The sequence below is a fragment of the Streptosporangium sp. NPDC053982 genome (assembly GCF_055585205.1).
This window is the reverse complement of the sequence record NZ_JBVJKQ010000023.1, coordinates 64,212-88,117: the sequence shown is the minus strand read 5'-3', so window position 1 is coordinate 88,117 and position 23,906 is coordinate 64,212. Positions and strand designations below refer to the sequence as shown.

The 23,906-nt window shown below is 71.8% G+C and carries 19 protein-coding genes and 2 pseudogenes; 10 read left to right on the top strand and 11 right to left on the bottom strand.

Going from position 1 to position 23,906, the window contains the following annotated elements; genetic code table 11:
- Positions 1 to 3: 3 nt before the first annotated feature.
- Entirely contained in the window at positions 4 to 180 is a 177-nt protein-coding gene (locus ACZ6W9_RS34110; RefSeq protein ID WP_389962755.1) for a type II toxin-antitoxin system HicA family toxin, read from the bottom strand.
- A gap of 226 nt (positions 181 to 406) precedes the next feature.
- Here ACZ6W9_RS34110 and ACZ6W9_RS34105 point away from each other — a divergent pair, with 226 nt between their 5' ends.
- Together ACZ6W9_RS34105 and ACZ6W9_RS34100 are read left to right on the top strand one after the other, a co-directional pair.
- Positions 407 to 1,510, top strand: coding sequence for a hypothetical protein (locus ACZ6W9_RS34105; protein ID WP_389962426.1), 1,104 nt, complete (start codon positions 407 to 409; stop codon positions 1,508 to 1,510).
- A gap of 281 nt (positions 1,511 to 1,791) precedes the next feature.
- Positions 1,792 to 2,361: a TMEM165/GDT1 family protein gene (locus tag ACZ6W9_RS34100; protein WP_389962424.1), complete on the top strand. Its 570-nt coding sequence runs from the start codon at positions 1,792 to 1,794 to the stop codon at positions 2,359 to 2,361.
- Between the two features lie 127 nt (positions 2,362 to 2,488).
- Here ACZ6W9_RS34100 and ACZ6W9_RS34095 read toward each other — a convergent pair whose 3' ends face one another.
- A complete protein-coding gene (locus ACZ6W9_RS34095; RefSeq protein ID WP_470121456.1) occupies positions 2,489 to 4,723 on the bottom strand; it encodes a cellulose binding domain-containing protein in 2,235 nt (744 codons plus the stop codon).
- A gap of 705 nt (positions 4,724 to 5,428) precedes the next feature.
- Here ACZ6W9_RS34095 and ACZ6W9_RS34090 point away from each other — a divergent pair.
- The 3 genes and pseudogenes from ACZ6W9_RS34090 to ACZ6W9_RS34080 all read left to right on the top strand — a co-directional run.
- Positions 5,429 to 5,602: pseudogene (locus tag ACZ6W9_RS34090) on the top strand (protein phosphatase); the annotation flags it as partial.
- A gap of 144 nt (positions 5,603 to 5,746) precedes the next feature.
- On the top strand, positions 5,747 to 6,712 hold the full coding sequence (locus tag ACZ6W9_RS34085; RefSeq protein WP_470121454.1) for a helix-turn-helix domain-containing protein: 966 nt from the start codon (positions 5,747 to 5,749) through the stop codon (positions 6,710 to 6,712).
- A gap of 294 nt (positions 6,713 to 7,006) precedes the next feature.
- Complete coding sequence (locus ACZ6W9_RS34080) at positions 7,007 to 8,233, top strand: cytochrome P450 (protein WP_470121452.1); 1,227 nt, start codon at positions 7,007 to 7,009, stop codon at positions 8,231 to 8,233.
- Between the two features lie 93 nt (positions 8,234 to 8,326).
- Here the strand turns inward: ACZ6W9_RS34080 and ACZ6W9_RS34075 are convergent, their stop codons facing one another.
- Positions 8,327 to 11,212, bottom strand: a complete 2,886-nt coding sequence (locus ACZ6W9_RS34075) for a helix-turn-helix transcriptional regulator (RefSeq protein ID WP_389962412.1) — start codon at positions 11,210 to 11,212, stop codon at positions 8,327 to 8,329.
- Positions 11,213 to 11,345: 133 nt separating this feature from the next.
- Entirely contained in the window at positions 11,346 to 11,507 is a 162-nt protein-coding gene (locus ACZ6W9_RS34070) for a hypothetical protein (protein WP_362936520.1), read from the bottom strand.
- Between the two features lie 390 nt (positions 11,508 to 11,897).
- Between ACZ6W9_RS34070 and deoC the strand changes: the two genes are divergently transcribed.
- The 3 genes from deoC (at position 11,898) to ACZ6W9_RS34055 (ending at position 15,324) form a co-directional block, all read left to right on the top strand.
- A complete protein-coding gene (gene deoC / locus ACZ6W9_RS34065) occupies positions 11,898 to 12,836 on the top strand; it encodes a deoxyribose-phosphate aldolase (RefSeq protein ID WP_470121466.1) in 939 nt (312 codons plus the stop codon).
- A 2-nt stretch (positions 12,837 to 12,838) separates the two neighbouring features.
- Positions 12,839 to 14,263, top strand: a complete 1,425-nt coding sequence (locus ACZ6W9_RS34060) for an aldehyde dehydrogenase family protein (RefSeq protein ID WP_389962408.1) — start codon at positions 12,839 to 12,841, stop codon at positions 14,261 to 14,263.
- A gap of 182 nt (positions 14,264 to 14,445) precedes the next feature.
- The gene (locus ACZ6W9_RS34055) at positions 14,446 to 15,324 is read left to right on the top strand and encodes an aldehyde dehydrogenase family protein (protein ID WP_389962405.1); all 879 of its coding nucleotides are present in this window, start codon (positions 14,446 to 14,448) and stop codon (positions 15,322 to 15,324) included.
- A 222-nt stretch (positions 15,325 to 15,546) separates the two neighbouring features.
- On the opposite strand, the gene ACZ6W9_RS34050 is transcribed toward ACZ6W9_RS34055, so the two are convergent.
- From ACZ6W9_RS34050 to ACZ6W9_RS34020, 7 genes are all read right to left on the bottom strand, one after another.
- A complete protein-coding gene (locus ACZ6W9_RS34050; RefSeq protein ID WP_389962402.1) occupies positions 15,547 to 15,936 on the bottom strand; it encodes a hypothetical protein in 390 nt (129 codons plus the stop codon).
- 119 nt (positions 15,937 to 16,055) lie between these two features.
- On the bottom strand, positions 16,056 to 17,462 hold the full coding sequence (locus ACZ6W9_RS34045) for an amidase (protein ID WP_389962399.1): 1,407 nt from the start codon (positions 17,460 to 17,462) through the stop codon (positions 16,056 to 16,058).
- A gap of 89 nt (positions 17,463 to 17,551) precedes the next feature.
- Positions 17,552 to 17,806, bottom strand: a complete 255-nt coding sequence (locus tag ACZ6W9_RS34040; protein ID WP_389962397.1) for a type II toxin-antitoxin system antitoxin — start codon at positions 17,804 to 17,806, stop codon at positions 17,552 to 17,554.
- Positions 17,799 to 18,650: an SPFH domain-containing protein gene (locus ACZ6W9_RS34035; protein WP_389962394.1), complete on the bottom strand. Its 852-nt coding sequence runs from the start codon at positions 18,648 to 18,650 to the stop codon at positions 17,799 to 17,801. Before ACZ6W9_RS34035 ends, ACZ6W9_RS34040 begins: the two co-directional genes overlap by 8 nt.
- 178 nt (positions 18,651 to 18,828) lie before the next feature.
- Positions 18,829 to 19,881: a UDP-N-acetylmuramate dehydrogenase gene (locus tag ACZ6W9_RS34030; protein WP_389962391.1), complete on the bottom strand. Its 1,053-nt coding sequence runs from the start codon at positions 19,879 to 19,881 to the stop codon at positions 18,829 to 18,831.
- Positions 19,874 to 20,932 (bottom strand): serine hydrolase domain-containing protein, encoded by a 1,059-nt coding sequence (locus ACZ6W9_RS34025; RefSeq protein WP_389962388.1) that lies wholly within the window; start codon positions 20,930 to 20,932, stop codon positions 19,874 to 19,876. The genes ACZ6W9_RS34030 and ACZ6W9_RS34025 overlap by 8 nt, the downstream gene beginning before the upstream one ends.
- A complete protein-coding gene (locus ACZ6W9_RS34020) occupies positions 20,932 to 22,197 on the bottom strand; it encodes a hypothetical protein (protein WP_389962385.1) in 1,266 nt (421 codons plus the stop codon). The genes ACZ6W9_RS34025 and ACZ6W9_RS34020 overlap by 1 nt, the downstream gene beginning before the upstream one ends.
- 142 nt (positions 22,198 to 22,339) lie before the next feature.
- Between ACZ6W9_RS34020 and ACZ6W9_RS34015 the strand changes: the two are divergent.
- Positions 22,340 to 22,645: pseudogene (locus tag ACZ6W9_RS34015) on the top strand (helix-turn-helix domain-containing protein); the annotation flags it as partial.
- Positions 22,646 to 23,030: 385 nt separating this feature from the next.
- Positions 23,031 to 23,822, top strand: coding sequence for a hypothetical protein (locus tag ACZ6W9_RS34010; RefSeq protein ID WP_389962766.1), 792 nt, complete (start codon positions 23,031 to 23,033; stop codon positions 23,820 to 23,822).
- Positions 23,823 to 23,906 lie beyond the last annotated feature (84 nt).

Here is a 23,906-nt window from a genome sequence, read left to right as displayed (position 1 = left end):
CCTTCACCCGCCGTCCGAAGAAGGTTTCAGGCCGGCCTGGCGCAGGATGCTGTGGTAGGTGCCTTTTCTCAACTGACGGTGGCGGGGAACGGCGACGGATCTTCCTTGGTCGTTGCGGAGCTTGGCATGACGGCGGCTGGGGACTCGGTGGAATCCGTTGCGTTCGAGATGGCGGATCATCTCGGTCCCGGAGCACGGCCAGGGAGGGGGCTGTCCGTCGGTCATGGGGCATCCCTTCGAGACAGCCGGGGCGGTGTGCGACCGGCTGGAGGGAAAGGGGGATGCCTCAAGTGCGCCGTACATGCGCCGGAGGTCAGAGCGATCCGGACATATAAGGCAAACCTTCGGACAGATCCGGACTGCGGCGTTATTCTCCGGACAGTCCCGGACACCGGAGGGCGGCGCCATGGCGGACGACGAGCGCGGTGCGGTCGAGGATTTCGCGCTGTGGTTGCGGCAGGTGCGGCTTTCGGGTGGAGACGCGTCTCTGCGTGAGCTGGAACGCCGCACGCGACAGGCCGGAACGCGAGTGGCACGCAGCACGCTGCAGGACGCTCTGGACGCCACGCGGTTGCCCTCGATCGATCACGCGGTGGCGATGGTCCGCGCGATGACCGGTGACGAGGCCATGGTGCAGGAATGCCGCCGCCGGTGGACGCGGGCCCGCTCGGCGATGACGGGTGTGGCGATGCCGGAGATTCCGCTCCGGCCGACCGCCCGGCAGGCGCAGGTGACCGGCTCGCAGGACGTCGCGTCGCCGGGGAACGTCCCCCGGTACCCAGAGGAGGAACCGGGCCCGGACCTCCGTCCCCGCGGGTCGCCGCCACCGGCTGCCGGAGAGGAGAGGCCGGTCTGGTGGCGCAGGAAGATCACGGCGGTTTCCGCGGTGCTCGTACTGGCAGCGGCCGGTGGCGGTGTCTACGTGGTGCGGGCCACCGGCTCCCCGCAGTCTCCCCGGGCGAACGAGACCCTTGACGTGACACCCGCGGACAGGGCTCAGGCCGGTGGAGACAGTGGTGCGCATTCCTCCGCGTACACGCCCGTCTACGTCGGCAGGCCGCTGTCGTTGCGCGACTACGAAGAGTATTTCGACCTCATCGCCGGTGTCGTCGTCGCCAGGGAGGGCGCCTGGACCTTGAGCACCAACGCGGGGGGCAACAGCCGCGGCGCCTTCGAGCTCCAGTCGCTCACCGATGCCTACCTGGCCGGTCGCACCGTACCGACCGTCGGCGACTGCGTCGCCGGACTGGCTCAGCACCCCACCCGTGAGGTGCGTTTTCCCCAGGTGCCGCCCGGCACCAGCTTCTGCCTGCGCGACCGCAACACCGGCGACATCGCCGTCGTCCGGGTCAATGACCTCGACTACGGCAACTGGGCCGCCGCGGTTTTCATCACCTACTACCGCGCATCGGTGCCATCCGGCACCCGCCGGCCGGTGAACCCGGAGGATGGGACGACAGGCCCGCCCTCCCGGTCGCCCGCCGCCGTCCCCCGGCCGGGCGGCGACTGATCGTCACGGGCCGGTCGAAGGCGCTTCGGGGAGGGGAACAATCGGTCCTCTCCGCCTGTTAGAGTCAAGAGAAACCACCCGAAGGGGAGTAGTCCCAATCGCGTGATCGACATACTGGCGCCTCTCGGCGCCCGGTCGCGCGGGCCCGGCATCCGAGTGGATGCGGGCGGACGAGACCTTCGGCCTGGCAGTCGTACACACACGCTGCCGGGCCGAAGCCGTGCCCGTCTCCCCGGGTGCCTCTCTTCCGGCCCGGCCGCGCACGCGGAAGGGCACTCTCGTTGGAAGCGTTCTGGATCAGCCTCGCTGTGATCTTCGTCGCCGAGCTCGGCGACAAGAGCCAGCTCATGGCGATGACCTTCGCGACCCGGTTCAAACCGTGGCCGGTGCTCGCGGGCATCACCCTGGCCACCGCCGTCGTCCACCTGTTCAGCGTCGGCCTGGGCAGGATCGCCGGGGACCTCATCCCCACCACGGCGATCACCATCGTCGCGGGCATCGCGTTCCTCGGCTTCGCCGTGTGGACGCTGCGCGGCGACGAGCTGACCGAGGACGAGGCGCAGAAGGCGCAGCGCACCACCCGGTCGGCCCTCATCGCGGTGACCGTCGCCTTCTTCCTCGCCGAGCTGGGCGACAAGACCATGCTCGCCACCATCACCCTGGCCACCCAGCACGGCTGGTTCGGCACCTGGGTCGGTTCCACGGTCGGCATGGTCGCCGCCGACGCGCTCGCCATCCTCGTCGGCCGCATGCTCGGCAAGCACCTCCCCGAGAAGGTCATCCGGTACGGCGCCGCCGCGGCGTTCGCGGTCTTCGGGATCATCCTCCTGCTCGAACCGCTGTTCGCCTGACGGACGGGCCACGACCCGGGCGGGCGTCCGCGACCGGAGCCGGACGGGCGAGCGCCCCCGCCCCCTGCGTCAGGGGACGGGGGCGCTTCCTGTCTCCCACCCCGGGAGGTCTGTGCGGTGGCGGCCGTCAGCTCACCGTGACGTCGTCGACGTAGACCGCCGAGCCGCCGCCGCTGTCGGACGGGCTGACGAACTGCACGCCGATCTCCCGGACGTCGCCCAGATCTGTCAGTCCGGCGAGGTCCAGCGTGAGGACGGCGCCGGCGGAGGTCACCGGAACGGGTCCGCCGTCGTGCCAGGCCCACGACGGACCGGTCTTCACGTACAACTTCGCCTGGACGCCGCCGCCCGCGTCACCCCAGGGCGCCAGCCTCGCGACGGCGCGCAGCGTGGCGCGTCCGCTGAGGTTCGCCGAGCCGGTGCGCGCCAGGTAGGCGGTGCCGTTGAGGGTGACGTCCGCCTTGAGGGACTTGCTCCCGGAGGCGGCCCACTCGCCGACGGACCAGGGACCTCCGGTGACCCCGGCGCCGGTCCAGCCGTCCGTGCCCGACTCGAAGTCGTACAGGGTCGTGCCGGTCTGGCTGCCGGTGCCGACCTCGACGGCCTCCGAGACCGGCCCGGCCGTACCCTCGGCGGTGTGGCCGGTCACGGTGTACCAGACGTCTCCGGAGGGGGCCGAGGAGTCCGTCCACGGCGTGCCGTTGTCCGAGACGCAGCGGTCGCAGACCGTCGTCCACGGGCCGCCGGCGCCGGCGGTGGCGCGCCGTACCGAGTACGTGGCCGCGGTCGTCGATCCGCGCCAGGCCACCGACACCCCGCCGCTCCTCCGCTGCACCGAGGTGACCAGCGGCCTGCCCGGCGCGGGTACGGCGGGCACCGGCGTCCCGCTCATCTGGAAATGGAACTGCCGGATGGCCGTGGCCCGCTGCCGCATGGTGGCGTCGTCACCCGGATAGTGCATGGTGAACCCGTCGTTGTGCTGCACGTACCCGTGGTCGTCGCGGTGCGGGAAGATCTGCCAGAACAGCGCGCCGCTGACGTCGGGGTCCCCGGCGATCGCGGAGAGCTTCCCGCTGTCGGCGTCGGTGGAGCCGTACTCCCCGGCGATGTACACCTTGCCGTGCCCGGTGATGTCGCGGGCGTCGTTGCGGACCGCGTCGCCGGAGGACAGCGGGTAGTAGTGCGCGTCGACGATGTCGATCTCGCTCACCCCGTACTCCTGGCCGCTCCAGTGCGTGGCGACCAGGGTGTCCGGTGACAGGCGCTTGAGATGCTGGGCGATGGTGCGGATCCAGTTCGTGTTGACGCCGGTGAGCTCGTTGCCCAGCTCCCACGCCAGCACGCCCGGCTCGTCCTTGAACGCCGTCCCGGTGTACGGGTTCACGTGGTTGAGCAGGTGGTCGATGTACTGCTTGAACGCGTCGATCGCACGCGGGTCGGTGTAGAAGGCGTCCTCCGGCAGGCCGAGCCAGTCGGTGAAGTCGTGCCGCCCGCCGTGGTACCAGTGCCAGTTGTCGGTCAGCGGGACCACCAGGCGCAGACCGCGGGCCCTGGCGGCGGCCACGGCGTAGTCGATGGTGGCGAACGCGCCGTCGTTCCACTGACTCAGACGGGGCTCCAGCGTCAGCGGGTGCCCGGTCGAGATGCCGAGCGTGTGCGAACGCACCACCGTCGAGCCCATGGCCTTGGCGGTGTCCAGGCCGTCGTCGATCCGGAACTTCGTGGGGTAGGCGATCCCGCCGACGTTCTCGTCCAGCCCGAGCCAGGAGAGGTTGACGCCGCCGAACCTGAAGGGTCTGCCGTCCAGCATGAGCTTCGTGCCCTGCCTGGTCACCCGGCTGATCGGCTCGGCTGTCGGGGTCGGGGTCGGGTCCGGCGTGACGGTGGGGGTCGGGTCCGGGGTGGCGGTGGGTGTCGGGCTCGGGCTCGGTGTGGGGGACGAGCCGTCGTCGCAGGGGAGGCCGTTGAAGGTGAAGCCCGCCGGGGCGGTGTTGGTCCCGGTGTAGGAGACGGTGAAGCCGACGCCGGTGGAGGCGCCGCCGGCCAGCGAGCCGTTGTAGCCCGCGTCGCGCACCGTCACCGCGGTTCCGGACTGCTGGAAGACGCCGTTCCACCCTGAAGTGATCTTCTGGTCGCCGGTGAAGGACCAGCCGAGCGTCCAGGAGGTGACGGACGGCCCGTTGTTGGTGAGGGTGACGTCGGTCGTCGCCCCGCCGCCCCAGGCAGAGGTGACCTTGTAGGCCACCGCGCACGCGGACGGGGCGGCGTGCGCGGTCGTCGCCGTACCGCCCGCCAGCAGCGCCGATACGGCCAGCAGCGTCGCGAGCACGGCGCGGCGTCGCGGTGGGGAAGATGGTGCCATGGCTCTCCTCGTGGGTCTGCCGGCCGTTCCTGACAGCGGTACGGTTAACTGATTCAGTGACGGCCGTCCGGTCTGCGGTGTGACGGCATCCGCTGGCGCGTCGGCGGAATGCGAGAATCTCCTCTCGCCGGGCATGGGGCAGCCCGAAACCGCCGCGTTCACCAGCGGATACCCGGGCGAAGGGGCCCTGACCGCACCCTTCGGAGTGCATCCTTGCGAAAGCGGGAATGGCGATGACTTCGGTATCGTAGGACTTAATCGATTAAGTAATCAACGGGTCCCGTGGATTCATCTGAGTGAGGGTGGGCCGGGCCTTCCGGCGCGGGGTGTTTCCCGGGCTTGGGCGGGTCGGTGGTCCCGGGCTGGGCGGCGGTGCACGCTGCGGTGGGTGGGTGTTCCGGCCGGCGCTGTGGCTGATGTCCGGTGCCGACCGGCCTCCGGCCTGGTCCCGGGCGCGATGGTTTCTGGCGTTTTGAAGCCGGCCGGAACACCCACCCACCTCCGCGCCAAGCCTGCCCCGGCCGTACGGATGACCCGCCGTAGCGGCTTGCTTTCCGAAAGCCCACGGCTCTCGCCGATGCTGAAGCGACCCCGCTTCCCGGTCAGGGCTGGCCGCCGTAGCCTTGCGGCCACCCTGGCGGGGGAGAGCGCAGGGCCGGGCGCCGTAGCCGTTCCCTTCCAGGTCACGGAGGCTAGGCTCTTTTCATGGTCGACTCCTGGGAATCCACGGCGCCGGGCGTGCTGCGGCTGCCCTCGGGCCGGCTGGTTCGCGGCCGGGGGCTCAGGCGCCCGCTTCCGGAAGGGCGGGAGCCCGCCTTCGCGCTGTACCTGCTGGGCAAGGAGCCGCCGCCCGTTCCCTGGGAGGCCCGCTGGCTGCGCCGTTTCGTCGCCCGATTCCGGTAGGGGCCTCATCCCGTCCGCCGGCGCCGTGATGAACCGCAGGGTTCGTGGGACGGGGGCGGTCCGCCCGTCGGCGGCCGGGGGCTTGCGCCTCCCCCAAGGGGAGCCGCGAAGGTAGGGGCCATGAACGGCGGCACGCTCCACTCGATCGGTGACCTGGCCCGGCGGACCGGGCTGAGGGTCAAGACCATCCGGTTCTACTCCGATCGCGGGATCGTGACGCCGACCGACCGCAGCCCGGCCGGTCACCGCCTCTACGACGTCGAGGCCGCCGCCCGCCTGGACCTCGTGTGCACGTTGCGGGACCTGGGACTGGACCTCGCCACGATCCGCAAGGTCGTGGACCGGGAGCTCTCGCTCACCGAGGTCGCGGCGACGCACGCCGAAGCCCTGGCGACGCAGATCAGCGTCCTGCGTCTGCGGCGCGCGGTGCTGACGGCGGTGGCCGAGCGCGGGGCCACTCCCGAGGAGATGGATCTCATGCACAAGCTGGCCAAGCTCTCCGGGGACGAACGCCGGCGCCTGGTCGACGACTTCCTCGACGCCGTCTTCGGCGGACTCGCCGACCCCCACTTCGCGGGGATCCGGCGCTCGATGACCCCCGAACTGCCCGACGACCCCGGCACGGAGCAGGTCCGGGCCTGGGTGGAACTGGCGGAACTGTCCCGGGACCCCGGCTTCCGCGCCGCCGTACGGCGCACGGCCGAGGACCACGCGGCCGAACGTGCCGCGGGCGGCGCCGCGGTCCCGCGACGCGACCCCGTCGCGGCCGTCCGGGACGGGGTCCGTCCGGCATTGGACGCCGGCGTCGCGCCCGCCTCGTCGCAGGCCGCCCCGATCGTCGCGGCGCTGACGGCTCATTACGCCCGTGTCGTCGGTCTCCCCGACGACGACGGGCTCCGCCGCCGGCTGCTGACCCGGCTGGAGACCGCGAACGACCCCCGCAGGCAGCGGTACCTGGAACTGCTCGCGGTGGTCAACGGCTGGCCGGCCCCGGAGGACCCGGGCCCGGCACTCGACTGGTCCATCCAGGCCCTGCGTTCCCGGATCCCGCCCACCGCGGCACGCACCTCCGACCGGTCCGGATGAGCCTGAAAGAGCCCGGGTGGGCACCGGCCCGCCTGGGCTCTGGGGAGGCGCGCCGGTCCGGGAAGCGTCCATCAGCCGAGCGCGGGTACGGCGGGGTATGGGCGCGGTGGGGTCGTGGCCGGTGAATCATCGCTTTTAAATATCGCCATATATCGCTATTTATGCGCTTATAGGCCCATAGCACGTGATAAGTCGATTCCGGGAGGACGGGGGGCGGGAACCCGTATTCGTGGTTGCCTTGGCGATCTTTTTTTGATCCGCTGCACACACCCACATGTGTACGAAGGGATCCATATGACCGCCGCCGCCTCCGAGAACGCCGCCTGCCCGAGGCACCCGCTCGACCAGGACGCCGCCGGAGTCAACCGGCCCGGCCTGTACCCGAACGAGCTGTACCACCGGATCCGCGAGACGGGGACGGGCGTCACCGAGGTCATCCGTCCCACCGGCACTGGCAAGCTCGTCACCCGCTACGACGACGTCAAGGAGGTGCTGCGGAACCAGGCGGCGTTCTCCCGGGAGGCCGCCCTCGACGCCGACGACGTCGGCCTGGAGGACACCATCCTGGGACTGGACGGGGAGCGTCACGCGGCCGTGCGCAACGTCGTCAAGGCGCTGTTCACCCCAAGGGCCGTGGAGCGGCATCGGGGCGACGTCGAGATGAGCGCGGCGGCGCGGCTGAAGGAGATGACGGAGAACGGGGAGCCCGCGGACCTGGTCGAGGACTTCGCGCTGCCGCTGGCGCTGGACACCATCTCCGACCTGCTGGGGCTGCCCCATGAGGACCGGGCGCGGTTCCGCCACTGGGGCGAGTCGTTCCTGGCCCACACCATCGTGGCCGGGGAGGAGGCCCAGGCCTCGTCGGCGGCGATGGCCGGCTACCTGGCCGGTCTCATCGAGCAGCGGCGGCAGCGGCCCGAACCGGACCTGCTGGGCCGGATCGCCGTCGCCGGCGCGGATCTGCCCCCCGCGCAGCAGATCATGCTGCCGATCGCCCTGGTGCTGGGCGGCTGGGAGACCACGGCGAGTTCCATCGGGACCTTCGTCCAGGTCCTGCTCACCCACCCCTACGAGGGATACGAGACGGCCTACGCCTACCTCGTCGACCACCCGGAGATGATCCCGTCGGCGGTCACCGAGCTCACGCGGATGTTCTCCACCACGGGAGCCGACACCATGCCCCGCCGGGCGACGCGGCGGGTGACGCTGCCCAGCGGTGCCGAGGTGCGGCCCGGCGAGATAGTGATCGCCTCGACCGACGCGGGCAGCTACGACCCGCGGGTCTTCCTCGACCCGCACCGGATGATCTTCGATCGTCCCTACAACCACCACCTGTCGTTCGGGCACGGTCCGCATCACTGCCTCGGCCGCCACCTCGGCCACCTGGAGATCGTCGTCGCGATCGGCCTGCTCACCCGGGAGCTGCCCCGCCTGCGGCTGGCCGTCCCCTCCGAGGAGATCCCCCGCAGGACCGGGCACGCCATCAAGGGGGTGGCCTCACTGCCGGTGAGGTGGACGTGACGGGCTGATCCCTCCGCCGTACCCGGTGGGCCGGCCCGTCGGCGTCACCGGGTCCGGCGGGGCCGGCCGCCGGCGGCGCCGTACCCGGTGAGGTCAGCCGATCAGGGCGAGACGGTGCGCGGCCGCGGCGGCCTCGCCGCGGGTGGCGACGCCCAGTTTGGCGAGGATGTTGGAGACGTGGACGCTGACCGTCTTGGCGGAGATGAACAGCTCGGCGGCGATCTCGCGGTTGGACCGGCCCTGGGCGACCAGCCGGAGCACCTCCTGCTCGCGCGGGGTCAGCGGAGCCGCGGGAGCGTCCGCCACGGGGGAGGAGGCCGCGCCGGCGGCGGGTTCGCGGTCCAGCGTCACCCCCAGCCGGCGCGCCAGGGACTCGATCTCGGTGGTCAGGGGCCGGGCGCCCAGCGCGGCCGCGGCCGGGTGCGCCGCGCGCAGCCGTACGGCGGCGCCCTCGCGGTCACCGGCGGAGGCCGCGGCCCGTGCCGCCTGCAGCAGCGATTTCGCGCGCGGGAAGGGGCGGTCCAGCTTCTCCCAGACGGCGGCCGCGGCGTCGTGGTCGCGGTTGACGGAGAAGCGGTAGGCCTCCGAGACCGGACTGTCCACGGTCAGCGACGTGGCAGCCTCCTCGACCTGGGGCCGCAGCGCCGCCGCCCGCTCGGGCGCGACGGGCTCGGCGACCTCGCAGACCCCGGCCAGCAGGGCGAGGGTGCGCCAGCCCAGCATGGGCTTGCTCGTGATCAGGGCTGCACGGACGGCCTCCTCGGCGACCTCCAGGGCGGCGAGCGGCTCGCCGTTCAGCAGGTGCAGTCCGACGCGGAGCCGGATGTTCGCGGTCAGCTCCTGGGTGAACTCCTCCTGCGTGGAGAAGGCGCCGACCTCGTTCAGCACGGACGCGACCAGGTCGGTCTCGCCGCGGGCGATCGCCACGTCGGCGCGGATCCTGCGCAGGTGGTGGCGGGTGCGCAGGGTCGGGTCCATGGTGAGTCCCTGCTCGGCGACCCGGGCGGCCTCGTCGAAGCGGCCCAGCGCCTCCAGCGCCTCGGCCCGGTTGTTGGCGATGAAGGTGCCCTGGGTGCGGTAGCGGCCGTACTCCCTGGCCAGCCGTTCCCCCTCCAGCGCCATCTCGACCGCCTCCGCGGAGCGGCCCATGTTGTTGAGCGCGTCCACGGTGTTGGCGATCGACCGCAGGACGACGCGGCCGGAGCCGACGCGCTCGCCGATCGTCTTGGCGGTCATGTTGACGGTGATCGTCTCGTTCATGCGTCCGGCGATCGAGTGGCCGAGGGCGAGGTTGAGCAGCAGGTCTGCCTCCAGGCCCTCGTCGCCGTGCTCGCGGGCGATGCCGAGCGCCTCCTCGGTGAGCGCGGTCCCCTCGGCGACCTCGCCGCCGAACATCAGGTGGGAGCCGAGCCTGGTCAGGACGGCGGCGCGGTGCGGGCCGGGCCCGGGGACCAGTCGTTCGGCGTAGCGGAGGTCGTCGAGCGCGCCGGGCTTGCGCTTGGCCGTTTTGAACTGGGAGAGCCGCACGACCAGCTCGGCCACCCGCGCGGGTTCGGTCCCCTCGTCCAGCTCGGACAGCGCGGCCTTGACGAACTTCGTCCCACGCTCCAGTTCGCCGCAGGCGTTGGCCGCCGCCGACGCCTGCTCCAGGACCGTGGTGTGGTCGGCGCCGATCAGTTCGGCGGCGTCGGGCACCTTGCCCCACAGCTGGAGGACCCGCTCCAGGAGCTGCATCTCCTCGTTGTAGGCGAAGCTCTTGGCGGCCTTGCCCGCGGCCTCCCAGGCGGAGATGAGGGCCCACTTGTCGTCGCGGGCGGAGTACCAGTGGTGGGCGATCTCGACGGCGGCCCGGCCGGGCGGGACCATCGTGCGGTCCCGGCTGATCTCCTCGGCGAAGCGGGCGTGCAGCCGCATGTGCTCGCCGGGCAGGAGCTCGTCGTGCACGGCCTCGCGGATCAGGGCGTGCCGGAAGGCGTAGGCGCGGCCGTCGGCGACCTGGAGCACGTTGGCGGCGACGGCGGGCCGCAGCGCGTCCTCCAGGTCGATGTCGGACAGGCCGCTGACCGCGGCGAGCAACGCGTGGCCCACCCGGTTGCCCCCGGCGGCGGCGATGCGCAGCACCCGCTGGGTCTCGTCGGGGAGCTGCTCGACGGAGCCGATGATCAGGTCGTGCAGGGAGTCCGGGAAGGAGCACTCGCCGCCGCACTCGACGAGCGCCTCGACGAACAGGGGGATGCCCTCACTGCGTTCGAAGACCTTGCCGACCTGGGCGAACTCGGGCGTCGTGCCGAGGATGCCGGCCATCTGGGCGGCCACCTCGTCCTGGGTGAGCCGGGGCAGGTCCAGCCGGAGCACGCCCTCGACCCGGCCCAGCTCGGCGAGCACCGGACGCAGCGGGTGCTGGCGGTGCAGCTCGTCGGAGCGGTAGGTGAGGACCATCAGGACCGGTATGGCGCGCAGGTTGCGGCTGAGGAAGGCGATCAGGTCGCGGCTGGAGCGGTCGGCCCAGTGGATGTCCTCGATGACCAGGACGACCGGGCGGCGCTCGGCCAGCCGTTCCAGGAGGGTGAGGACCTGTTCGAAGAGCCGGGCGCGTGCGGTCTCCCCGTCGGCGTCGCCGCTCGGCTCGCCGAACTCGGGCAGAAGCCGGGCCAGGTCCCGCGCGCCGCCCTCGGGCAGCAGGGCGGCGACCTTCTCGGCGCCGCACTCGCGGACGAGCTGGCGGATCACGGCGGTGAACGGCGCGTAGGCGAGGCCCTCGGCGGACAGCTCCACGCAGCCCCCGAGGAGTACGTGGGCGCCGTCGCGGATGACGCGTTCGGCGAAGGAACCGGTCAGCCGGGTCTTGCCGACGCCCGCCTCGCCGCCGAGGAGGACGGTCGCGGCCGTGCCCTCGCACGCCTGCGCGAAGGCCTCCGTCAGCGCCGCGAGTTCGGCCTGCCGCCCCACGAAGACGGGGCTCACCGTCCGACCCATCATGAGCTCTAGCATGTCACGCCTTATGGGTAGTTATCTCCCCATTTGCCGTACGGCGGGCGGGCCCGCCGTACGGCTCAGGGAGGCCGCTGAGCCCGGCCGGGCTGAGGGTGGCGGCCGGGCTCTCGGAGCGTGGTCATGCGGGGAGGATCCGGGAGAGGAGGCTCCGGCGGCGCTCGCCGCCGGACCGGCCCTCCGAGGTGGCCTTCGCCTCGCGGGCGAGGCGGTGCTCACGGGCCTGCCGGTGGAGCTCGGCGGTGCGGTCGCTGATGAGCTGGTGGTGAAGCTCGGGGTTCATGGTCGACGCCTCCTGGCGTTCTTGAGCGGTGCTTTTCCCTGCACTCTCAAGATTCGGCCTAAGGCCCCCGCCCTCACATCGGACGGATGCCCTATCTCCCGGGGCCTTCCGCGCCGCGGGGATGCCTAGGCAGGTCCGGGCATGCCTAGGGGGTACCTAGGCATGCCCGGAGGTCGGGCCGCTCCGTCCGTTATGTCCTTTTCACTCAAGGTCGGGCTGTTCCCTCCAATCAGTTCCAGGTGGCTCCGGCCTCGTCCCGGTCCGTTCCCGCCCGGTTCCGGAGGTGTTCCCACCGTCCTCGGCGAACATTGCCGAAACCCGGACCCGGACCTGGGCGGTGTCCGGTTTGGAACTAATCACGCCAGTCGGCATGCTGTAGAGGTGTCAACTGTGACTACCTCGTTCGCCGACGTGGCCTCGTCCAACGTCGCGCTGCGAACCTTCCTCCACGGCCTGCCCGGTGTCGACCGTGTCGGCGCCGACCAGCGGGCCGCGATGCTCGGCACCCGCTCCATCAAGACGACCGCCAAGGCGGAGGCCATCGACCTGGCCATCCGCATGGTGGACCTGACCACCCTCGAAGGCGCCGACACGCCGGGCAAGGTCCGCGCGATGTGCGCCAAGGCGGTCCACCCCGATCCGGCCGACCCGACCGTCCCCAAGGTGGCCGCGGTGTGCGTCTACCCCGACATGGTGGCGGGGGCCGTCGGCGCGCTCGCCGGGTCGGGCGTGAAGGTGGCCAGCGTCGCCACGGCGTTCCCCAGCGGGCGTTCCTCCCTCGACGTCAAGGTGGCCGACACCCGGCTGGCCGTCGAGGCGGGCGCCGACGAGATCGACATGGTGATCGACCGCGGCGCGTTCCTGTCCGGCGACTACGTCAAGGTCTTCGAGGAGATCGTCGCGATCAAGGAAGCGTGCGGCGAGGCCCACCTGAAGGTGATCCTGGAGACCGGCGAGCTCGCGACCTACGACAACGTACGGCGGGCGTCCTGGCTGGCCATGATGGCCGGCGGTGACTTCATCAAGACCTCCACCGGCAAGGTGCAGCCGGCCGCGACCTATCCCGTGACGATGGTCATGCTGGAGGCGGTCCGCGACTTCCTGGCCGCCACCGGCCGCACGGTCGGCGTCAAGCCCGCGGGCGGCATCCGCACCACCAAGGACGCGATCAAGATGCTCGTCCTGGTCAACGAGGTCGCCGGCGACGGCTGGCTCACCCCGGACCTGTTCCGCCTCGGCGCCTCCTCCCTGCTCAACGACCTGCTGATGCAGCGCCAGAAGATGGCCACCGGCCGGTACGCGGGCCCCGACTACTTCACCCTGGACTGACGATGTTCGAATACGCACCGGCCCCCGAGTCCCGCGACGTCGTCGACATCAAGCCGTCCTACGGGCTGTTCATCGGCGGCGAGTTCACCGACGGCGCGGGCCCGTCGTTCAAGACGGTCAACCCCGCCTCCGAAGAGGTCCTGGCCGAGGTGGCGTCCGCGTCCGCCGACGACGTGGACCGGGCCGTCCGGGCCGCGCGCGAGGCGTTCGGCGCCTGGTCGGCGATGCCCGGCTCCGAACGGGCCAAGTACCTCTTCCGGATCGCCCGCATCATCCAGGAGCGCTCCCGCGAGCTGGCCGTGCTGGAGTCGCTGGACAACGGCAAGCCGATCCGGGAGTCGCGCGACGTGGACCTCCCCCTGGTCGCGGCGCACTTCTTCTACTACGCCGGCTGGGCCGACAAGCTCCCCTACGCCGGGTACGGTCCCAGCCCCCGGCCGCTGGGCGTGGCCGGCCAGGTCATCCCGTGGAACTTCCCGCTGCTGATGCTGGCGTGGAAGATCGCCCCGGCGCTGGCCTGCGGCAACACGGTCGTGCTGAAGCCCGCCGAGACCACCCCGCTGACCGCGCTGCTGTTCGCCGAGATCTGCCGCCAGGCCGACCTGCCGCCGGGCGTGGTCAACATCGTGACCGGCGCGGGCGAGACCGGCGCGGCGCTGGTGAACCACCCGGACGTCGACAAGGTCGCCTTCACCGGTTCCACCGAGGTCGGCCGGCTGATCGCCCGGTCCGTCGCCGGGACGCGCAAGAAGGTCACCCTGGAGCTCGGCGGCAAGGCCGCCAACATCGTCTTCGACGACGCCGCCCTCGACCAGGCGGTCGAGGGCATCGTCAACGGCATCTTCTTCAACCAGGGGCACGTCTGCTGCGCGGGCTCCCGGCTGCTGGTGCAGGAGTCGATCGCCGAGGAGCTGCTGGAGGCGCTCAAGCGGCGCCTGTCCACGCTGCGCCTGGGCGACCCGCTGGACAAGAACACCGACATCGGCGCGATCAACTCCGCCGCGCAGCTCGCGAGGATCCGCGAGCTGTCCGACCACGGTGAGCTGGAGGGCGCCGAGCGCTGGTCCCCGGCGTGCGAGCTGCCCGAGCGGGGATTCTGGTTCCCGCCGACGATCTTCACCGGCGTCGCGCAGTCGCACCGCATCGCCCGGGAGGAGGTGTTCGGCCCGGTGCTGTCCGTGCTGACCTTCCGTACCCCGGCCGAGGCGGTGGAGAAGGCCAACAACACCCCCTACGGCCTGTCGGCGGGCGTGTGGACGGAGAAGGGCTCGCGCATCCTGTGGATGGCCGACCGGCTCCGCGCGGGCGTCGTGTGGGCCAACACCTTCAACCGGTTCGACCCGACCTCCCCGTTCGGCGGCTACAAGGAGTCCGGCTACGGCCGGGAGGGCGGCAGGCATGGGCTGGAGGCGTACCTCGATGTGTGACCACGATCGGAAGCGGCGCCGTACCCGTCGCGACCAGGCGACGCGGGGCCACGGTTTCGCCCGCGCCGGCCGCCCGGAGCCGCGCGGCTGGTTCGCCCACCGGTGCGGGGTGAGCCGGTGCGGACAGATCTTCGTGCCGGCCAGGCTGGCACAGCAGGAGAGCTCGCGGAGAGGGCGCGGAGATGAGTAGGACCGAGTCGCCCGCACGGCTGGCCGTGCGAAAGACGTACAAGCTGTACATCGGCGGGGCGTTCCCGCGTTCGGAGAGCGGAAGGTCCTACGCGGTGACCTCCTCCAAGGGCGAGTTCCTGGCCAACGCCTCCAGGGCGTCCCGCAAGGACGCCCGCGACGCGGTGGCCGCCGCGCGCAAGGCGTTCGGCGGCTGGTCCGGGGCGACGCCGTACAACCGGGGGCAGATCCTCTACCGGATCGCCGAGATGCTGGAGGGCCGCCGGGCGCAGTTCGCCGCCGAGCTGGCCGACGCCGGGGTCAAGCGACCGGGGGACGTCGTGGACGCGGCCGTGGACCGGCTCGTCTGGTACGCCGGCTGGTCCGACAAGATCGCCGCGGTGGCGGGGTCGGCCAACCCGGTCGCCGGGCCGTACTTCAACATCTCCTCGCCGGAGCCGACCGGAGTGGTGGCGGTCGTCGCCCCCGACGACCCGCTGCTGGGCCTCGTCTCGGTGATCGCCCCGGTGATCGTCACCGGCAACACCTGCGTGGTCGTCGCGAGCGAGCGGGCCCCGCTGCCGGCCGTCACCCTGGCCGAGGTGCTCGCCACCTCCGACCTGCCGGGCGGAGTGGTCAACATCCTCACCGGCTCGGCGAAGGAGATCGCGCCCTGGCTGGCCGGGCACATGGACGTCAACGCCCTCGACCTCACCGGCGTCTCCGACCCCGGTCTCGCGGTCGCGTGCGAGGAGGCGGCGGCAGAGAACCTCAAGCGGGTCCTGCGCCCCGCGCCCGCCGGACAGGCGGACGACTGGGCCGCCGACCCGGGCACCCGGCGTCTGACGGCGTTCCTGGAGACCAAGACCGTCTGGCATCCCACCGGCGTCTGACGGGCCGCGTACCGGCTCCGGGGTCCACCCCGGGGCCGGTACGGCGCCGCGTCCCGGCGGTCCCGTCCGTGACGGGCGGTACGGCGCGACGTCCCGGGTGGCCGTCCGTGACGGGCGCTCCGCACCGGGTCGCGGCGGTTCCGTCCCTGACGGGCGGTACGGCGCCGCGGGCCGCGCGGGCGGTGGCCCCTCCGGGCACGCGCGTGCCGGGCCGCACGCGAGTCAGCGGGCGGGGACGCAGATCGCGTAGAGCTCGACGTCGATCTCCTCGGCCGTCGGGTTCTGCACGACGAACTCCCACGCGTCCTGGACGGCGCCGGGGCGGTCGCTCGTGCTTTCGGGGGCACTCACCGGGAAGGACACCGGCCTGCTCACGTCATAGGTGCCGTGGAAGGCATGGCCGCCGCCCACGGCGCGCCTGCCTTCCCCGCACACCACGTTGGTGAGCATGGTCCCCCTCTTCGCGATCTTCCGCGTCTCCTTCACGATGGTCACCTCCGGCCCGTGGAGCCCGTTCCACCAGGCGGTGCCTCCCAGGACGAGGGCTCCCGCCGCCAGCACGCCCGCCCCGGCCAGGGCGGCCTTCTCAGTGAACCGCCGGGAAGGCTGCATGTTTCTCCCCTTTGAATGCTTCGTCCGACATCCGTTGGACGAACGGCTTCATCGCATCGTTCGCGGTGCGGGCCCCGGCCGGGGGTATGACCGGAAAAGGACAGGAGCGGATGGGAACGTCAGTCCATCGGCGCGTGGCGCAGCCAGGGGTGGGCGGTCTCCAGCCAGGCGGCCAGTGCCAGCAGCTGTGACTCGCCTCCGGGGGGCGCGACGAGCTGCACCCCGATGGGCATGCCCGTGGAGTGCCAGCCGTACGGGACGTTCATGGCGGGCCAGCCGGCCATGTTCCAGGCAGCGGTGACCGGGGCGTACGTGACGTTGGCCCGCACGTTGGCCAGCAGCCCGCGGTCGCCCCAGCGGTCGGCGGGGGGCGGGACGGCGGCGAGCGTCGGGGTGATCAGCACATCGGCGTTGCCGAACCACTGGTCGGCGCCGTGGGCGCGCCAGCGGTCGCGGCCCGCCGAGCCGTCCAGCCTGAATCGGGCGAGCAGCCGGCCGGCCTTGGCCAGCGCCCGGGTGCGGCGCTCCAGCCGGCGCGGGTCCAGGTCCTCGGTGTCCTCGCGGGCGCACGCGAACCAGCCGGCGATCGCGGCGGCCCCGACCCAGCTCGGCATCCTCGGCTCGTGCTCCACCACGGTGTGCCCGGCGGCGGCGAGCGTGTGGCCCGCCTCGACCACGGCCCGCTGCAGCTCGGGGTCCACCCAGAAGCCCGGCGGCAGCGGCGCCGGCGCCGTGGCGATCCGCAGCCGCACCGGCTCCGCGGGGGTCAGCCCTCCCGGGTAGTCGTCGATGGCGCTGCCGGCCTCCAGGTACTCGCTGTCGCCGGGCGCCGCGAGGGACATGTCTCCGGCCATCACCGCCAGGCCCAGCGCGAGGTCGCCGACGGTCGTGGCCAGCGGGCCGTTCTCCGACATCCCGTGCCAGTCGTTCCCGGGCGGCGGGACCACGCCCGGACCCGGTTTGATCGTCACGAGCCCGCAGCAGGCGGCGGGGATGCGCAGCGAGCCGAGCCCGTCGTTGCCCTGGGCGAGCGGGACCATCCCGGCGGCCACCGCGGCGGCGGCGCCGCCCGACGAGCCGCCCGGCGTGCGCCGCGGGTCCCAGGGGTTGCGCGCCATGCCGTACACGCTGTCGGAGAAGCCGACCAGGCACAGCTCCGGCACGTTGGTGAGGCCGACGACCACCGCGCCCGCCGCCCTGAGCCGGGCGACCACCGGGTGGTCGGCGGCGGCGGCCTCGCTGGAGGAGGCCGCCGACCCGTTGCGCGTCGACTCGCCGCGGACCGGGATGTTGTCCTTGACCGCCACCGGCACCCCGGCCAGCGGCAGCTCGGCGAGGTCCGGCCGCTCCTGTACGGCGCGCGCCTCGGCCATGGCCCGTTCGGTCCGGACCTTGCGGAACGCGCCGACGCGCCCGTCGCGCTCGGCGATCAGCCGCAGGTGCTCCTCGACCACCTCCGGAGCGCCGGCCTTGCCACGTCGAACGGCCTCCGCGATCTCACCTGCGGACTTCCCCACCCACGGCATGCCCCGAGTCTGGTACGGACGGCACGCCGACGGAAGCGTTACACGTCTCAATCAGGTGACTTGTTGGGTACCGTCCGTGTCATCACCGGTCATCCGTAATCACCTGATCGCGAATGTTCGTCTGAACCATCAGGGCCGTCCCGTTCATCCTCCCGGCTCCGCCCGTCGTGGCCGGAGTCTTCCCGCCCGGCCCGCCTGACCTCGCGGCCCACCCCGCGCAGGGCCAGACGAAGGGCGTACTCCAGCTGGGCGTTGACGCTGCGCAGGTCGTCGGCCGCCCACTTGGCGATCGCCTCGTAGACGGCCGGGTCGAGCCTGAGCAGGATCCGTTTGCGCTCAGCCATACAGGCTGCCGGCGTTCACCACCGGCTGGGTCGCGCGGTCACCGCACAGGACCACCAGCAGGTTGGACACCATCTGGGCCCTGCGCTCCTCGTCGAGATCCACCACATCCTCCTCGGCCAGCCTGGTCAACGCGAGCTGGACCATTCCTACCGCGCCGGCGACGATCTGCGTGCGCGCCGCGACCACCTGCGCGGCCTGCTGGCGGACCAGCATGGCCTGGGCGATCTCCGGGGCGTAGGCGAGGTGGGTGATGCGCGCCTCCAGCACCTCCACCCCGGCGAGGTGGGTGCGCTCGCCGAGCTCGGTGGTCAGCTCGGTGGCCACCTCGGCGCCGTCGCGCAGGCTGGTGCGGCTGTCGTCGTGGGAGTCGTAGGGGTGGCTGGTGGCCAGGTGCCGGACGGCGGCCTCCGACTGGATCGCCACGTACTGCTCGTAGTCGTCCACGGAGAAGGCCGCCTTGCCGGTGTCGGTCACCCTGTAGACGACGACGGCGGCGATCTCCACCGGGTTGCCGTCGGCGTCGTTGACCTTGAGCTTGGCGGTCTCGAAGTTGCGCACCCGCAGCGTGATCCGCCGCCGGTTGGTGAACGGCGCGGTCCACTGGAAGCCGGCGTCGCGCAGGGACCCGATGTAGCGGCCGAGGAACTGGACCACCATCCCGTCGTTCGGGTTGACCACGGTGAAACCGCTGGCCACGACGAGCGCGACGACGCCCCAGGCGATCGCGGCGGCGACCAGGACGGCCGGTCCGGCCGCCAGGCCCGCCGCGGCCAGGGCGACGCCGAGCAGCACCAGCCCGCCCAGCACGGCGAACCCGTTGAAGTGGAAGGCGCGTCGTTCCATGTGCTCTCCTCTGCTATCGGAGTGATATCACTACGATAGCGCCCAAAGCGGAACCGCGCGCAACCCGTATCCCGCCGCCCCGTTTTCTTGGAATGCGCCCGGCAGGGTGGGGCACAGGGGCCGCACGCCTCACCGAGGTCGGCCTTCGGCTCCGCCGGGGAGCCCGAGACCCGGCCGCTCAGCCGTATGGCCGTTGCAGCGGTCGTATCGGAGCAGGCCGCACCGGCTCAGGACGCAGACGGATGCCGGTGGTGTCGAACACGTCGTCGGCCGCCTTCTGTACCGCAGCGTGGAAGGAAGCCGCGGTGACGCCGTCGTGAGCGGTGAAGGTGAGGGTTCGGCGCGTCGAGCAGGACACCCCCGGTGTGAGGGGACTGGCCGGACGGTAACCGACCAGTTCGAGCAGCCATCCGGCGCTGGTCCGCAGGACACCGCGGTCTCCCACCGTGACCACGCCGCCCGCCGCCTGAACCACGGCTGCTTGAACTGCGGTGATGGCCGGGTTGAGGAAGACCGACCCGGCCTGGCGGGCATCGGGGCCGCTTTCCGGCAGGGACACGCCACGCCTGCGGCGGTCGGCGAGGACCCCGTGTGCCGCCTCCTTGAGCGGCGGCCGGGTGCCGAGGGGCACGCCGAACGCTTGGGCGAGAGGCCGGTAGGCGACGGGGGCAGCCAGGGCGCTGTAGGTGAGGCGCACGGTGGCTTCCAGGATCGTCCACCGGCCCGGATGGGTCTTGAAAATGCTGGTGCGGTAGCCGAAGCCGCACGCCTCGGGGCGGAAGACGCCCAACTGATGGCGGCTCCAGTCGTAGACGGTCAAATGTGTCAGGGTGTCGGATATCTGCTGCCCGTAGGCGCCGGTGTTCTGCACTGGGGCGGCGCCTACGGTGCCCGGGATTCCCGCGAGGTACTCGATGCCCGACAGGCCCTCATTGAGGACGACGTCGACGAGTGCTTGCAGCGGTTCGCCGGCGTGAGCGGTGACGTCCACGACGCCGCCACCGACGGGACGGATGGAGATGCCGCGGGTCGCCACGCGGATCACCGGTCCCGGGTATCCGGCGTCGTCGGCAAGGACGTTGCCGCCGCCGCCGAGGGTGAAGGGCACCGCGGATTCGGTGGCGGCGGCGCGGACGAGGTCGGGCCAAGCGGCGGGGTCGGTGTGGGCCAGCAGTCGACCGACGGGACCGCCGACGCGCAGCGTGGTGTGGTCGGCCAGCAGGTCACTCATGTCGTGTCTCCGAACGCCAGGCGGCGGAGATCAGCTTGAGCGCAAGGGTCCGCAGCGGCGCGATCCGGGATCGGGCGGTGCCGTGGTAGACGGCGTTGGTGCAGATCACCAAGTAGCGACCGGCGTCCGGGGCGAGGTAGAGGCTGGTGCCGGTGAAACCGTGATGGTAGGCGACACGCCTGCCGGTGGTGAGGATCCACGACAGGCCGCGGTCCACTCCCGGCTCGATCTCGGCCTGCGTGACAAGGCTCGCCCGTAGCCAGTCGCCCAGACCGTCACCACAGGCGTGGGCGGCGAGCAGGGCATGGGCGTACACAGCCAGGTCGTGCGGGGTGGAGAACACGCCGGCGTGGCCGGCCACGCCGCCCATGAGCGCGGCGTTGTCATCGTGTGCGGCACCCCAGATGCGCGGTGCGCCGGGGATGCGCTGCTCGGTCGGCGCGACGTGCGGTCCGCGGCCCACGGGCCCGTACATCGTGGACCGCATCCCCAGGCACCGCCATAGCTCGTCGGCGAGAGCATCCAGTGGCCGGCCGTGGACGTGTGCGAGGGCCAGGCCGAGGAGGATGTAGCCGCGGTTGATGTAACGGTGGCAGCCGGGCGCGTCCTCGAGCGGCTCACGGCACAGCAGTTCGTGCAGCGGCGCGTCCGCGCCCCGGTAGCGGTCCAGCCGGGTCGCCGCCCGCACGCCGGAGGTGTGGGCCAAGAGCTGGCGTACGGTCGCCTCGCCGCTCGGCGCCTCCCCGCTGACGGCGGGCAGGACGTTGCGCACGGGCGCGTCCAGGTCTAGCAGGCCGGCGTCGAGGGCCCGGCCGACCAGCGGCCACGTCGAAACAATCTTCGTCAGTGACGCGATGTCATAGATCGTGGTCTCGGCCGGGACCGCATTCCCCGCCTCGGTGGCGATGATGCCGCCAGTGAGGACCTCGCGCTGCCCGTCGATGGTGCCGCAGACGATGACGCCACCGGGGGCGGCGCCGTCAGCGATCACCTTCCCCAGGGCGTCCCGCAGCCGGGCGGTGTCGTCGGCACTGAACGGTACGGCAGGCATCAGGGGCCCTCCACGGTGGTGACGTCGGCTCCCAGCGGGACGAAGTTGGCCAGCAGATGGCCATAGCCGCGCCGGAGGTGGTACGCCCCCCGGATCGTAGAGACACCATCGACGGTCAGCGCGGCGATCAGCAAAGCGGTCACCGCGCGGATATCGGCGGCGGCCGCCGTGGTGGCGTGCAGCCGGACGGGTCCGCGCAGGCAGACGACCGCGCCGGTGGCCACGTCGATGCCTCGCAGGGGACCGTCCAGGGTGGTGTGGACGCCGCCGGCCCGGTCGTCGGTGACGGTGACGCCCGTCGCTGCCAGGGCCGCGGTGAGGCCCTCGGGGAAGGCGGCGGTGGTGATCCCATCAAGGTGGACGTCACCGCCGGTGGCGGCAGCAGCCATGATCATGGTGGCGGCCTCGATCCGGTCACCGATGACGGTGAACGCCCCGCCACCGATCCGGTCGGTCCCATTGACGTGCAGCCCGTGGCCGTCGAACCCGATGCCGACACCGCGCTCGGCCAGGAACCGGGCGGTCTCGATGACCTCCGGCTCGATCGACGGGTTCGTGATCAGGCTGGTGCCCGGGATCCGGGCGGCCAGCAGCATCGCCGTCACCGTCGCCCCCAGGCTCGGCCCGTACGGGGTCGCCACATCCATGGTGAACGCCTGCGGACCACGGGGACCGTAGCGGGCGCGGATGCCGGTGGTATCAGCGGTGATCTCGGCACCGGCGGACTGCATCGCCGCCAGATGCCGGTCGATCAGCCGGGCACAGAAGGCGTCCCCGCCAGGGTAAGGGAAGTCGACCTGCCCGGCGCGGGCCAGCACCGCGGCAGCCAGGACGGCGGTCGTGCGGACCTGTCGGCCGAGGTCGGAGTGGATGACCGGGCGGACCGCCTCGGCCGGGGCCACGGCGAACCGGCCCAGCGCGGTGGTGACGCAGGCTCCGGTGTAGGTGAGGATCTGGGCACATACGCCGGTGTCGATGATGTCGGGCGCCGCGATGACCGCACCAGCGCAGATCAGCACCGGCCCAGCGATTCGAGCGCCCTGTTCGACGCGAGCGCCGGCCTGGACGATGACGTCGCCCTCGATCAGGGCGCCGTCCTCCACGGCACCGCGCGGCTCCTCGCCCGCACCGGTGAAGCCGTCGAGGTCGGCGGCCATCGCGTCCTTGATGTCGAAGACCGTTGTGCAGCGTGCCGGCAGCTGCGCGATGCGAGGGGTGAGGTCGCCGACCTGTACGTAGTAGCCGGGGGCCAGGCGTTCATCCACGGCGGAAAGCGCTGGGGGCCGGACGGGAAGCGGAGAGTGCATCGAGACCTCCTGGAAGGGATCCGGATGGCGGCCCGCACAGCGCGAGCCGTCTGCCCTTCGAGGTCACCGCATCTCGTCGGCCTGCGGGAGAGACACTGGCATGAGCTGCAAAGGCGTTTGCATCCGACGCAAAGCCCCTTTCCCCGGCCCCCTTGGCGGCTACGTGGAAAGACACAGTCTCGGCTACCAGCGGGGACAGGGTATGGATGCGATTGGCAGTCCACGAGCAATCCCCCAGGTGATCACAACGCCCGGGGATCTCGTTCGTCAAGCACGACAGGCGCAACGGCTGACGCTGGCCCAGCTCGGTGAGAGGACGGGGTACTCCGCCGCTCAGGTCTCCCGCTACGAACGGGGTATCTCACCGATGACCGACGTCGCGGTGCTGCGCCGCTTCGCCGGGGCGCTGGGCATCGCCTGTGAGGCGTTCGGTCTGGCCCCGCCATGGAATGTCCGGCACAGCCAGGTCACCGCGCCTGTCGCTTACCCTCGCCTGCCTCCTCCTCATAAGGTGGAGAGCACTCGGCGGGGGGATGGTGAAGACCCGGTGCGGCGAAGGAATCTGCTGGCGAACCTGGCGGTCACGGCTGTCGCTGCCGCAAGCTCCCGCATCCCCGTAAGAGGCGCGGAACCCGGCGAGGCGACGCTCGGCGACGCGCTTGTCGCCGGCCTGCGCGACGCGATGCTCGGGTTGGGCGACGCTCCGGCGGCGCTGTCGCCGGAGGCAGGTACCCGCGGAGCTTGCGCGTGCCCTGAGCGACTTCCACGCCTGCTGCTACGGCGGCCTAGCCGTGCGCCTGCCCTGGTTGATCCGCGCGGGGCACGCCCTCGGCGCCGGTACGGATCAGTACACGACCCTCGTGCAGACCTACGTCCTGGTGACCCGGATGCTCGTCAAACTCGACGAGCATCACCTCGGATGGATGGCGGCAGACCGTGCCCGCCAACTCGCCGAAGTAGGGGGTGACATGCTCACCATGGCCGAAGCCGCGCGGAACCTCGCCGTCCTGGCTCGCAAAGCCGGGTGGAACGACCAGGCCATGTCCATCGCGCTGGCCGCCGCCGACGATCCCGGCCTGCGCAGCGCAGGACGCGCCGGTGCCGCCGAACGTGGCCTGCTGATCCAATCGGCGGCCTACACCGCCGCGCGCAGCGGCGACCGCCAGGGCATGCGGCAGCTCACCGCCGAAGCCGCCGCCATCGCCACCGAACTCGGCGGCGCCACTCTCCTGCGCGACCACGGCGGAGGCATCAGCCCGGTCACCGTTCAGCTGCATCTCATCTCGGCGGAGAACTCAGCCGGTGACCCCGCTGCGGCGCTGGCCGCCGCAAGCGCCATCACACCGCAGAAGCTTCCCAGTGTGGAACGCCGCTCCCGCTACTACACCGACATCGCCGCAGCCCTCGGACAACTGGGCCGTCGCGACGACTGCATACGCGCGATCCTGACCGCCGAACGCCACGCCCCCGAAGAAACACACAGCCGTCCGGCGGTGAGGTCCCTCGTCTCCGGTCTCCTGACGTCCGGGCGCACGACACCGGAACTGCGCGGTCTGGCCGCCCGCAGCGGCCTCCTCATCTGAGGGGGCCTCAAACGGTGGTAGACCTCTTATCGCCCCGGTCGGGCTCCACTGAGGGCGGGTGACAGGATGAGGGGAGACCCGAGC